This is a genomic window from Thalassospira tepidiphila MCCC 1A03514, from assembly GCF_001662875.1.
In the GTDB taxonomy this organism is placed as follows: Bacteria; Pseudomonadota; Alphaproteobacteria; order Rhodospirillales; family Thalassospiraceae; genus Thalassospira; species Thalassospira tepidiphila.
The window spans coordinates 570,048-582,502 of record NZ_JPVZ01000001.1; the positions used below are offsets into that span (position 1 = coordinate 570,048).

Sequence of the window (12,455 nt, forward strand, 5' to 3'; positions counted from 1 at the left end):
AGGAACTCACCAGCCAACTTGCAAATGATAAAAGTGATGCAGATCATGCAAAAAACTCATAAACTATCCTGAATTGATCACATCAGGATATCGTCTTGGCCCGTCGCATTCCCAGCCTGAAGGCACTGAGTTGCTTTGAACAGACTGCCCGGTTTGGCAGCGCATCGCGCGCCGCAGAGGAACTTTATCTGACACAAAGTGCGGTTAGTCGCCAAATACAGGGCCTTGAAACTTGGCTTGGCTGCAAGCTTTTTGCCCGCGAAAAGCAGCGATTGGTCTTAACGCCAGAAGGCGAAAGTTATCTGCAATCCATCCGACCGGCCCTTGATCAGCTTGAAAGTGCGACCTTGACCCTGTTGTCAGGTGGTTCGGAAAGCGGGGTTTTGACGGTTGCCGCGCCGCCGACATTCGGGTCGCGCTGCCTTATTCCATTATTGCCTGACTTCCGGGCCAGATATCCCGACATTGCGATCAATTTCATTTCGCGGATCGGCATGCCCGATTTTGATCGTGAACAGATCGATATCGCGGTTCTGTTTGGTGAAGGAAAGTGGTCGGAGCTTGATGCCCACATCCTGCATGGCGAGGAAATGGTCCCGATCTGCAGCCCGCAACTGGTTGCCAACCTGGGACGCACGCCACAGCCAGAAGACTTGCGAAACTTTCCGTTACTGCATATCGCAACCCGGCCGCGCGGTTGGGCCGATTGGCTTGCAGCAAGCGGGCTTAGTGATATTGACGGTGAAAACGGCCCGAAGTTTGAACATTTCACCATGGCGATGCAGGCCGCCGTTGCCGGACTTGGTGTGGCGTTGTTGCCGACCTTTGCGATCACCGATGAGCTGGCAACCGGCCGGATTATCGCCCCGTTCGGCCAACCCAAGGCCAGTCCGTTTCACTATTACGCCTGCTGCCCGAAAAGCCGCGCGCGGCTTCCCAAGATCCGGGCTTTTATGAACTGGCTTGATCAACTTGATACGGTAAAGAACCTTGCCCGTGAAATTGCCATGCAGGGCAAACTGGCCTGATCAGCTTGCCTTCTGATCGGCTGATAGCGCACGCAGTGCATTCATCCCGCGGCGGCGCAGCACATCGGCATCTTCCGGACCATCGACAATCTCAAGCAAGCGTACCGTGGCCATCAAGTTTCGCTGCGCGTTCGGAACTTCTTCGGGTGTTAGACGGCGCATGCTGTCCACACCGGCGCGGCCGATCTGGTTGAGCTTCTTCTTTAGCTCCACCACCGCTTTGGCAGCCGAACTCTGGGCGGCAAGCACATCGGAAATGCGGGCGGTTTCGGCAATTGCCTCGGCCGATTTTTCAGCGGCCAGGACTTTCTCGTCATCGAATTCCTGCGAGAAGATCGGACGGGCAAGTGCACCACGCCCCGATCCCGGACCTTGAGCCGCTTCAAGTTTTGGCAAGGCATCAATCACGCGTTCCGGCGTTGCGCCAAACATCGTATCGGCAAGCGCGCGCGATACCCGACGACGGGTTTCAAGCAGCTTTTCACCCCAACGGCCATCCTTGCGGATTTTAAACTCTCGGGTGATGCGGACAAATTCCGAAGCATACCAGCGGGCCAGTGACAGGATGTGAGCTTCGTCTTTGCCTGTGCCGACACCCTGTTCAATCTCGGTTACTGTCTCGGCCAACAGATCAATGATCAGATCGCCGGTTTCAGCAAGGTTGGTTTTCTCGATCGTGCGGTCATCAGACTTGGTCGACAGCACACGGATCAGCTTGAACAACTCGCTCGGTCGCAAAAGGCGCGCCAAAACCGCGAGCAGGAACATCGGCTCAAGCCCGGGCTTATCCTTTGAGATCGACATGAACAGGTCACGCAGCCATTTCACATCGCTTGCATCAAGCACCCTGATCGGTGCGGACGGGAAGCGTTCACGCAACTGCGCAATTTCGTCGCCAACCCGCAAGATCTTGCCGACTTCGGCAAAGGCCGTAAGATGAATGCGCGAGCCAAGCCGGGTTGCCAATGCGCGTTCCTGCTTCACCCCGGTATGAGAATTTTCAAGTTGATTCTCAATCGTCTGCGCCCCGATCTGCCAAAGCTTGCGCTCTGCGATGGCGAGTTTTGCAGTGTCGCGGGTCGCAGCAGCCTTGTCGATGTCCTTCATCGCCTGTTGAAACTCAGGACCGCCGGATTCCACCACGACATTCCAGATTGGCATCAGTGATGACCGGCTGATCCGGATGCTTTTGTCATTCGGCTCGCCAGAGGTCAGCAAGTCTTCAAACGGATCGCAGAACTGACGCATCGGTGTCGGATAGCGTTCCGGTTTGAGCGATGCCAGACGCGGGCGCAGGATCTGAAGAATGGCTTCATGGGGCAATGGCAATTTGGGATCGGCACGATCACTTTCGATCGCGCGCGTGAAGCGGGCAATTTCGTTACTGCTGAGCGATTCAAACAGTTTGCCAAGTTGCGAAACGCCAAGCTTTCCGGCGTCTTCAATCTTCATGCCGACTGTCTCCTGAAGCGTTCGAGACGATCCATCATATCGGCGTCAATTTCACCACTGCCAAGCTTACGCAATTCACCAGCCCAAAGCATCTGATTAACCCGTACATCAGCCCAGAACTGCTGTTCGGACTGCTCAATCTCTGAAAGCGGCAAGACCGGTGCAAAACTTGCGACTTCCTCGACGGTTTCGCGCTGTTTTGCGCGATCCGTCAGAGATCGCCTATCCCAGACATCAATCAGTTCCTGCCAACCATCAAGCAGCCACCAGAGATACTCAATCGTTTCACCGATGGCCTTTTTGGCAGTTTCCCAATCCGTCAGAACCTTGCCAAGCTCGCTGTTCCAGCTATCAACTTCCTCGATGCGCTTCAAGGCATGATTACTTGTCGATCGGGTCGCGCTGACAATACGTCCGGCCATAAACCGGAAGTCGGACTGTTCGGAATTTGACCATTCCTCGATATCCTGGGCGAACTTTTTAAGCCCGTTGGCCAGAACGCGAAGCTGGCCCTGACATCCCTCAAGGTCAAGACCGACCGGGGCGATCATCTTGCTCCATTCGCCAAGGCTATCAATGATGGTGTCATTGGCGACCTTGTGCTCGGATGCAAAGCGGTTCAGCGCCCGTCGAGCGCGAATTTGACCTTCGGTGGTCATCAATTCTTCGCGCTTCATGTCCTTGACAGCATCACCACCAAGTTGGCGCAAGGCCTGATGAAGAACCGCCATCTGCCCAAGTTCGCGTGATGCTTTTTCCGTCCAGTTGCGCCGCGTGCAGGTGCGCGCCAGTTCCACCCCGCCAACGCCGGTACTGCCAACGTCGCGGCTATGCTCCAGAACCGTTTGCGGACGCACATCCTCCAACTCGATAAGGCGGTCGTAAAGCATGCGGTCATGAACCGAAAGATCGAACACTTCGCGCAGTGTATCGAGCGGCAACTCATAGGTCCCAAGTCCGCCAGACAGACCGGGCAACATGATCATTTTACGTCCGGCCTTGCCAATGGAAACGCGCGCGTAACGCAGGGTCTTGGTCGTAAACGGAGTCCTGACACCGCGCGAAGCGAATGTTTGCGGCAGGCACGCCAAAGGATCGTCCGGCACCTCATGCGGTTCAGGAGACTTGTGGCTGACGGAATTTACGATCTTCTGTTTATTCATTCTTGGCTTTGGCTAAGCGGTATCGGCGCTAATGTCTGATGGTTACCCTGACGCCCCTTTAAGGGCAGGATTCCCGGCGTAAGAAAGCAGTACGTAATGAACATCTTGTCATTTTGGCCAGAAATTCTCGGGACAACTTAGACTACCCCGACAAGGTGGTAATTACATTAACAACCTTCCCCGAAATTACCACCATCAACTGGCGGCGCCAAATTGCCATTTTTCACCGAATGTCAGCAAGTCCTTATAGTGTCTCTTGCGCTTTTTCCCACGTTTTCACATACGCCTTCCATTCCGCACCATCAGGAATGGATTCATCAACCGTCAGGAATGCCCGACTGTCGATCATGATGGCCACTTCTTCGGTTTCCACCGGTGCCTTGACCATCTTTTTCTGATAGGCGCTTGGATGCGGTCCGTGCGGGAAACCGCTTGGATGGAATGTTGCCATTCCGGCCTTTATTTCGCCGCGACTGAAGAACTCGCCTCGGTGATAAAAGATGAACTCATCTGCATCTTCGTTCGAATGATAGAACGGCACACGCATGATACCGGACTCGCCCTCTCCAACCTTGGGGATGAAGGTGCTGATTGAAAAGGTCTCTGTGACAAAGGTGCACGACGCTGCGGGCGGCGTTCTCTGACCGTCGGAGCGATGTTTTGCAAGGTCGCGCCAATTCAGTTTCACCACACAAAGATCACCTTCCCAACCAACCGCGTCCAGCGGATTGAAAGGATAGGTCAGGGTCGAAACCTGCCCACGGCGCTTGATGTGAATTTCCCAGAAGGCATCGTCTTGCTGGGCAATGAAGGCATCATCAATTCTGGGCAAGGTAAATAGCATCGGATTAATCGCGCTTGGCCCGCCCTGCGATGCATCCGGCAGCTTGAAAGCAGATGCCGTTGCCTCGATCATCATGAATTCTGAAAGTTCAGATGGCTCAATCCGCCAGGCGGTGCCGCGCGGTAAAAGGATATAGTCCCCGTCGCAATAGGGTAGATGACCGTAATCGCAAAACAGCGCCCCGGCCCCATTGTGAACAAATATCAGCGTATCGCCATCCGCATTACGGGCAAGCGCATGCATTTTACTTTCCGTTTTCCAGTAACGGGCTTCCAGATGATCATTATGAAGCACCCGACGGGCCTGCAATGGACAGGCCGGGCCTGGTGAAAGCTTGCCAAGGGAAAAAGCACGTGGTCGTAAAGGACCTTCAAATGTCGCCCAACCGGCCGGCGGGTGACGATGATAAATTTGCGCTGACGGCCCCTCGAAACCGGCACGCCCGACTTCGCGTTGATATGTTTTTTGGTCGCCTTGCCCATCAGAGCGCGCGACACATTGACCTTCGCTGTTTGGAAGCCTGATCCAGTTCGTCATGTGATCCTCCCAGATCGGTTTTATCGGGAGCCAAACGGAGTGGATCGCTACCAAGCCCCCTTTCTACCGATATGAGAAAGAAGTGGTTGTTTTTCAAGCGTTCCGAATTGCAAACACAAAATCATTGAGCATCTTTCTGCATTCGCAAAATCAACCTATGATATCACTGCAGTTCTTTAAAGGCAGTGTGCAGGCCAGGGACCGGAAACGATGTCAGATTGTGATACTCAGAAGGCGATTTTCCTGAAACAAGGCAAGGGCCGCAGCTACGACATGGGTCGAATTAAAGCCGACTTTAAGGCCGATGGTCAGGAAACAGCCAATCAGTATTCCATTTCTGAATGGTGGATGGAGCCAAATACCAAAGGTATTGGCGCGCATTCCCACGATGACGGGAACGAGATTTTCTATGTGCTTGAGGGTACAATGAGCTTTCTGATCGGTGAAGATTGGCAAGAAGCAGAAAAAGGCAGCTTTATATACGTCCCCGCCGGCATTCAGCACGATTTCGAAAACCGCAGCAGAGAAAAGGCGGGCGTGCTGAACATTTTTGCGCCCGGCGCCTTTGAAGAAAATATGCCGAAGATCGTTGAATGGTTCAAAGAAAACCCGCCACAGGACGCGGTATGAAATCGGGCTTCAAGCCCTGCACCAGGGCATGCTTTGTTCTTTTGGTCATAGGGGACAAATGGTGCGCCCGACAGGATTCGAACCTGTGGCCCCCAGATTAGGAATCTGGTGCTCTATCCTGCTGAGCTACGGGCGCACTGCCAAAAGGCAGCATTCCATTAGCAGCAAAACCGACGGTGATCAATCCGCGAGGGCACGGATATTGCCACCTTGGCGGTCAAAACATTGCCCAAAAAACAAATCAGCCGAGGATGCGCTCACCCTCGGCTGATTAAAACCTTTATCGATGATCGCCTTAGTCAAAAAGCCGCTCGATCGGGAAGGAGTAGGTCAGCGACAGGATTTCTGTACCCGGGTTCTCGTCACCGATGCTGGCGTTCGAGATGTGCGAGATACCAAGGCTCAAACGTTCGTGGCTGTCAAAACGGAAGCCAAGCTCAAGACCCGAACGGAATTCGATCCAGTGACCAAGATCTTCACCATTGCCCTGATGGTATGCGCCAACCGAGGTATAGACGCTGGAAACGAAATGATCGCCCCACAGAACATCAACAGCCAGACCGCCATAACCGTGAACGGCACCTTCGGAAGTGACCATCACACCGCCGATCGGGCGGGTGACATCAAACATCGCGTGCTGTGCACGGTAGTTCAGACGAAATTCAGCTGCTTCTTCGTCCTGCGTGATGTCGACCATACCGGTCGAAAATTCAAGCAGTCCGGAATCGTTATCATTTCCAAGAATTTGCTGTGCTTGTGCGGTGTTCAAAAAGCCAAACAGTACGCAAACTGCAAGCAGTTTCCCCAAAACCAACTTCATTAACCAAGTCCCCACTAGATCAATCGGTTCGATATACTACCCAACCGTGTTTCAAACTCAACAACACATTGCTGCTTGTCGGTTAATTTTACACAAACTTCTTGCCATCGAACCGGTTGGTCGCCAGCACCAGTTCCCGGATGATCCCGGGTTCACTGGCCGCATGCCCGGCATCATCAACGATGACCAGCTCAGAACCATCCCACGCCTTGTGAAGTGCCAAGGCCGAAACTGGCGGGCACACAACGTCATAGCGCCCCTGAACAATGACGAGCGGTGCATGGGAAATACGACCAATGTTCTTAATCAACTGGTCTTCTTCAAAGAAGCAGCGATGGACAAAGTAATGATGTTCAAGCTTGGCCAGCGCCAACGCGATCTGATCGCCTTCAAAGTCCTCGACCAGACCATCATCAGGCAGAAGCGTACAACATGTTGCTTCATAGGCTGACCACACGCGCGCTGCATCAATGGCCGCGTCTTCACCATCCTTGCCAGAGAAGATATCGGCATAACGGTCAAGCAAGGGCTGATAACCGGGATTGTCTTTGAAACCAGCAGCATCAAGGAAGCGGCGCTCCGCCTCGGGGAAGAACCGTCCCATGCCTTCCATGAACCATTTGATTTCGGATGTCGTGCCAAGAAAGATACCGCGCAGGACAAAGCCCGTGACGCGTTCCGGGCACGCCTGACCATAGGCCAACGCCAAAGTCGACCCCCACGAGCCCCCAAACACCAGCCAGCGATCAATACCGCGCTCCTTGCGCAGGGCTTCGATATCGCCAATCAGATGGTCGGTCGTGTTATTTTCAAGGCTGCCGAACGGGCGTGATTTTCCGGCCCCGCGCTGATCAAATAAAATCACACGGTACTTTTCCGGATCAAAGAAGCGGCGGCTGTTATGCGAAATACCCGCACCCGGACCGCCATGCAGGAAGATGACCGGCAGCCCGTCGGGGTTACCAACTTCTTGCCAGTAAATCTCGTGACCGTCTTCACGAGGCAACCAACCCGACTGATGGGGCGAAATTTCGGGATAGAGCACGTGAAGGACCTTTTCTTTATTAAATGGGACGCTGTCTTTTCGCCGGTGGTGGCGCGTACAAGAAGTCGCATAAACAACGGTATAAGAACAAGCTCTATTGCGCCCGTGACGACCGGGCGAGACAAAGCCAGAACGGGTTTTCAAGTGCGATGTAAGGGCCACCGCGATTTTCAATCACGCCACGCACTCGAATTTCCTGCCCGACCCAATCCTGCAGGATGTCTTGAAAGTCTTCGCCGTTGGCGAATGCATCGCGCAAGGTGGCATCGAGTGCGATGGTGAAGTCTTCGCGCCAGTTCGATCCGAAGTTAAGATAACTGCGCCATTCCTGATGTTCGATGCTTCTGATCTTGCCGTCAATCACGGCAAATCTGCCGATTGCATCACGCGCGGTCGGGATATTCTCTGCCCCCGCATCATGGGCCCGCACGTAATAAGCTGTCTCTGGGCTAGGGTCGGACCATATGCCAGAGTGATTTTTGATCGCGGTGTCCTCGATCCCGATCAGCTCTGACATATCCTGATCACTCTCAGGAACAAGCATCGCGAGACCGGCAGCCAGAAGTTCTGCTTGCCAGTCACCGATCACTTGATCTTCAATACGAACCGGTATTCGCCCGAGAAAGTCCGACCTTTCGGCCAGCGGCGTGATCGAAACCTTGTTCGCACTCGCCTGTTCCAGCCATACCCGTGCCGCATCTCCATATCCCGGTACAAACGCAATATCTGCCAGCCGAAATGATTTGCCCGGCAGCTCGGCAGCAGCGAATGCATCAACCGCTTCAATATTGAGCTGCACATCACGCCAAACCGGCCTCGGATCCGTTGAGAGCAGCGTTTTAGCATCACCCGCGATGATGTCAGCCCCACAGCGCCAATCGGCGGCCATCACGGGTAGATTGGCCCCGCAAAAGACGACAACAAGCAGCATTAATGTGCATTTATGCCCCACCAATGCCGATCCGGCCCAAAAATTTCCCCATTTTTGATGCTTTATCGGTGAATGCGAAAAGATTGAATGATCAAGGAACACGCGCTACCAATTCCCGGTTGGTTTCGCAAATATATTGCGCCACAGCTTACGCGGCCAAAGGACACGAGGAAAGATATCAATGGGCTGGCTGAACTTTCGTTCACATAAACATATTGCAGGCGTGCTTGCAGCGATTGCGCTGAGTACTGCCGTTGCTGGATGTTCGACCAACCGGGCGACAGGCGAAGACAGCTTTACCGCCTTCATGTCGCCCGAGCAGGAAAAACAGATCGGCTCGCAGGAACATCCGAAAATGGTCAAGGAATTCGGTGGTCAATACACCGAAAAGGACCTGCAGACCTATGTGACAGAAGTCGGTGAAAAGCTGGTCGCGGTTTCGGAAACCCCGAACGAGAAATTCACCTTCACGGTCCTCGATTCCCCGGTTGTCAACGCCTTCGCCCTGCCCGGCGGATACGTTTATATCACGCGCGGTCTGGCGGCCCTTGCCACCAACGAGGCAGAACTGGCAGGCGTCCTTGCCCATGAGATCGGCCACGTCGTTGCCCGCCATTCTGCACAACGTTATAGCCGCGGTGTACTGACGCAAATTCTGGCAGGTGGTCTGGCCGTTGCCGTCGGAAACGGTGCTGGCGAGCTGATTGGCACCGGGGCAAACGCATATCTCAAGTCCTTCTCGCGCGAACATGAATTCGAAGCCGACATGCTTGGCATTCGCTATATCACGCGTGCGGGTTATGACCCGGATGCCATGGCGACCTTCCTTGAAAAGCTTCGTGCCCATTCACGACTTCAGGCCAAACTTGCCGGCCGGTCACCTGACGATGTCGATCAGTATGATTTCATGGCAACCCACCCGCGCACACTTGATCGTATTGAACAGGCCCATCAAAGTGCCAATGTCACCGCGGTTGCCAATCCGGAAAGTGGTGCTGTGCGCTATATGACAGCAATTGACGGTATTCTGTATGGTGACGGCCCGGATCAGGGTTATGTCCGGGGACAGGAATTCGTCCATGTGCCATTGAATTTCCGGTTTGAAGTCCCCGATGGCTTCACAATGACCAACCAGCCAAATGCCGTTATCGCCCGCGATGGCAAAGGTGCGCAGATCATCTTTGAGGGTGCCCCGGGCGCGAAGGACATGCGCCTTGATAGCTATCTTCAAAACGGATTCTCAAAGCAGATCGCCATTCGCAATATCGAGATGCTCGACATCGAAGGCCAGGAAGCCGCCACCGGCAGCGCTGATATCTCATTGCGTTCGGGGCCTGCGCGCCTGCGCGTGGTTGTGATCCGTCATGGCAGCTCGGCCTATCAGTTCCTGTTTGTTACCCCGCTTGATCAGGCCGATAACTATAACCTGCCGCTGCGCCGCACGACCTATAGCTTCCGCCCGCTCACCGATCGCGAAAAGAAAATCTATACCCCGCTTCGCATCAAGGTACGTGCAGTAAACCCGGAATATGACCTGCAGACCTTTATCGACGACATGGAAGTCGACAAGGCACCGGCAGATGTCTTTGCCACGATCAATGGCCTTCGCGATGGGCAGGCGCCGACCGTCGGGTCGCTGGTCAAGGTGGTTCGGCACTAAAACGCCAACCTATCCAAACCCCAAAACGACAAAAGGCAGCATATTGATGCTGCCTTTTTCTTTTTCGATTACTCACTGCCCCGAGGGTATAACGGAAAGTCTAGCTGCTTGTGATCTGTTCGATGACCGCACCTTGGCCATCAAGGGCGACCGCAATCAAATGACCACCGCGGCCTGCACCACCATCCAGCGACAGGGTAAATTCACGTTCCTGCAAGCCTGTCTGGCCTTGGGATGCACCGCGCACAATACGGGCACAGTCGTAATACCGCTCGGTGATGGCTTCAAACATTGATCCCCCCCACCAGAAGGTATCCGTCTGGCCTGTCAGTGGCCGCGAACCATCCAGACCGGTATGAACAAAGATCAGGCGTCCATCTGTCGAATAAGCCGCGTGCTTGAGATCAGACATCAATGCGTTATGACCACTATGGCGGCGCACGGCATCCGCAAAGCCCGACGTCCATTGCGAGATCGCATGTGCGCCCTGATGCATGGTTCTTTGGACATGGACCGGGTCAAAGCCATAGGCGCGTACCGGTCCTGCGATGCCACGGGTCAGCATCCAGTCAAAAACTTCGCCCGGGTTGGGGGCAAACTGGATCTGCTGCAACTTGGACAGCATTTCTTCGGCTCCACCGCGCAGGAAGGCGATATCACTGATATCAACACCATCCTTGGCAATGAAGAAACGGCGAAACAGCAACAGCTCGTTGATGGTTGCGACGACATCTTCGGCCGTGCCATCGCCCCAGTAATTGCCAAGATAGACAAGCCTGTCGCCCGGTTTCATATGTTGCGCAAGTTTCTGGTGAACGGCGCATAATGCGCCGTGATCACCATTGATTGCGCCGACGACCCAGATTCGCTCAGCCGGCTTGATCGGCGCCAGAACTGTACTCATCGCTGTAACCTGCCCAAAACAAAAATAAAACCGGCCCAAGCGTATATCGCGGGCCGGTTTTTATAAATAGCTGTCTGAAGGGGCCTTCGCAATCAGGCAGCCTTCTGCAAAAGCTTTTCGAGCTTGCCAGACGCCTTGTCCTTGTCGATTTTTTCAATCGCGGCAAGTTCATCAACGAGGCGCTCGAAAGCAGCTTCGTAGATCTGGCGTTCGGAGAAGGACTGCTCCGGCTGGGTCGCGCTGCGGTGAAGGTCGCGCACGACTTCGGCGATCGAAACCGGGTCACCCGAATTGATCTTTGCTTCATATTCCTGGGCGCGGCGGGACCACATGGTGCGTTTCACACGCGCACGGCCCTTAAGGGTAATCAGCGCAGAATCCATCTGTTTTTTCGAGGACAGCTTGCGCAGACCGGAGTTGCCAACTTTGTTCACCGGCACGCGCAGGGTCATGCGGCTAGATTCAAAGGTAATTACATAAAGGCGCAATTCCTGCCCCGCAATTTCCTGGGTTTCCAGGCCATCAACACAGCCAACACCATGTGCGGGGTAAACAACGTAATCGCCAACAGCAAACGGCAACTTATCCGACATCAAGCATCCTTCCGGCCCAATCAGGCCTGGTCATTCAACTGCAACACTACAGAACCAGCGACGCAAAGAGCTGCACGCGACCAAGCTTTTTGGCAAAGTCGCGGTTCAGACAGGAAATTCAAATACGGAAATCCGACATTTCGGAACGAGCCTGTCGAGCCCTTAGCGCGAATTGTAAACCATAACACAACAAGCCATCAGTTTACAGGAATTTTCCCGGCAACCCGTTCAATGCAGCCATGCGCAAAACCCACTGGCGCAAACCAGTGGGTCAAAAATCGCATGTAATATCGGGGGTTAGCCCAAAAATCAGTCGCCCGTTCCCGGGGCTTCGGACAGCAATTCGGTCTTGCCGGATTTGCCGTTCCATTCATCCGCATCAGCAGGCGCATCGCCCTTGCGGGTAATATTTGGCCAAACCTCTGCAAACTTACGGTTGATTTCCAACCAGTTATCCAGATTCGGTTCGGTATCGGGAATAATCGCTTCAGCGGGGCATTCCGGTTCGCAAACACCACAATCGATGCATTCATCAGGGTGAATCACCAGAAAGTTTTCACCTTCATAGAAGCAATCGACGGGGCAAACCTCGACGCAGTCCTGATACTTACACTTGATGCAGTTTTCCGTCACCACATAGGTCATGGTGTAACTCCGTACAGGTTGCGGGGCCAGATTGCGGCTGCACCCGCTTTCGGCCATGTTCTCTCTCGGGAATTGGGTTATCACGCACAGCTGTTGTGTGCAACTCCAATAAAACCCTAATTTTTTACGTAGTATTTTCTTCACGACGCACTGACAGGCTGCGTGGCGCCTGCTTCGAGTTCGCCCTCAACGCTGCAGTGCAG

At 54.0% G+C, this 12,455-nt stretch carries 12 protein-coding genes and 1 tRNA gene; 3 read left to right on the forward strand and 10 right to left on the reverse strand.

The annotated features are described in order from the left end of the window. The first annotated feature begins 95 nt into the window (after positions 1 to 95). Entirely contained in the window at positions 96 to 1,028 is a 933-nt protein-coding gene (gene gcvA, locus TH4_RS02565) for a transcriptional regulator GcvA (protein WP_064779792.1), read from the forward strand. Here gcvA and TH4_RS02570 read toward each other — a convergent pair whose 3' ends face one another. From TH4_RS02570 to TH4_RS02580, 3 genes are all read right to left on the reverse strand, one after another. Next, positions 1,029 to 2,480 (reverse strand): hypothetical protein, encoded by a 1,452-nt coding sequence (locus TH4_RS02570; RefSeq protein ID WP_064779793.1) that lies wholly within the window; start codon positions 2,478 to 2,480, stop codon positions 1,029 to 1,031. Then, on the reverse strand, positions 2,477 to 3,643 hold the full coding sequence (locus TH4_RS02575; RefSeq protein WP_245227683.1) for a hypothetical protein: 1,167 nt from the start codon (positions 3,641 to 3,643) through the stop codon (positions 2,477 to 2,479). Before TH4_RS02575 ends, TH4_RS02570 begins: the two co-directional genes overlap by 4 nt. 244 nt (positions 3,644 to 3,887) lie before the next feature. Then, positions 3,888 to 5,024, reverse strand: a complete 1,137-nt coding sequence (locus TH4_RS02580; protein ID WP_064779794.1) for a homogentisate 1,2-dioxygenase — start codon at positions 5,022 to 5,024, stop codon at positions 3,888 to 3,890. Between the two features lie 210 nt (positions 5,025 to 5,234). Between TH4_RS02580 and TH4_RS02585 the strand changes: the two genes are divergently transcribed. Next, on the forward strand, positions 5,235 to 5,654 hold the full coding sequence (locus tag TH4_RS02585; RefSeq protein WP_064779795.1) for a cupin domain-containing protein: 420 nt from the start codon (positions 5,235 to 5,237) through the stop codon (positions 5,652 to 5,654). Positions 5,655 to 5,713: 59 nt separating this feature from the next. Here TH4_RS02585 and TH4_RS02590 read toward each other — a convergent pair. From TH4_RS02590 to TH4_RS02605, 4 genes are all read right to left on the reverse strand, one after another. Then, a tRNA-Arg gene (locus tag TH4_RS02590) sits at positions 5,714 to 5,790 on the reverse strand. Between the two features lie 159 nt (positions 5,791 to 5,949). Continuing rightward, complete coding sequence (locus TH4_RS02595) at positions 5,950 to 6,474, reverse strand: acyloxyacyl hydrolase (protein ID WP_064779796.1); 525 nt, start codon at positions 6,472 to 6,474, stop codon at positions 5,950 to 5,952. A gap of 88 nt (positions 6,475 to 6,562) precedes the next feature. Then, a complete protein-coding gene (gene pip / locus TH4_RS02600; protein WP_064779797.1) occupies positions 6,563 to 7,519 on the reverse strand; it encodes a prolyl aminopeptidase in 957 nt (318 codons plus the stop codon). A 94-nt stretch (positions 7,520 to 7,613) separates the two neighbouring features. After that, positions 7,614 to 8,450 carry a hypothetical protein gene (locus TH4_RS02605; RefSeq protein WP_064779798.1) on the reverse strand — a complete coding sequence of 279 codons (837 nt, stop codon included), beginning with the start codon at positions 8,448 to 8,450 and terminating at the stop codon, positions 7,614 to 7,616. 181 nt (positions 8,451 to 8,631) lie between these two features. On the opposite strand from TH4_RS02605, the gene TH4_RS02610 reads away from it, so the two are divergent. Continuing rightward, positions 8,632 to 10,110: a M48 family metalloprotease gene (locus TH4_RS02610; protein ID WP_064779799.1), complete on the forward strand. Its 1,479-nt coding sequence runs from the start codon at positions 8,632 to 8,634 to the stop codon at positions 10,108 to 10,110. A gap of 100 nt (positions 10,111 to 10,210) precedes the next feature. On the opposite strand, the gene TH4_RS02615 is transcribed toward TH4_RS02610, so the two are convergent. The 3 genes from TH4_RS02615 to fdxA form a co-directional block, all read right to left on the reverse strand. Then, positions 10,211 to 11,014, reverse strand: a complete 804-nt coding sequence (locus TH4_RS02615; protein WP_064779800.1) for a hypothetical protein — start codon at positions 11,012 to 11,014, stop codon at positions 10,211 to 10,213. Between the two features lie 92 nt (positions 11,015 to 11,106). Next, positions 11,107 to 11,607, reverse strand: a complete 501-nt coding sequence (locus TH4_RS02620) for a CarD family transcriptional regulator (protein ID WP_008889261.1) — start codon at positions 11,605 to 11,607, stop codon at positions 11,107 to 11,109. 309 nt (positions 11,608 to 11,916) lie between these two features. After that, positions 11,917 to 12,252: a ferredoxin FdxA gene (gene fdxA / locus TH4_RS02625; RefSeq protein ID WP_007090191.1), complete on the reverse strand. Its 336-nt coding sequence runs from the start codon at positions 12,250 to 12,252 to the stop codon at positions 11,917 to 11,919. Positions 12,253 to 12,455: the final 203 nt, after the last annotated feature.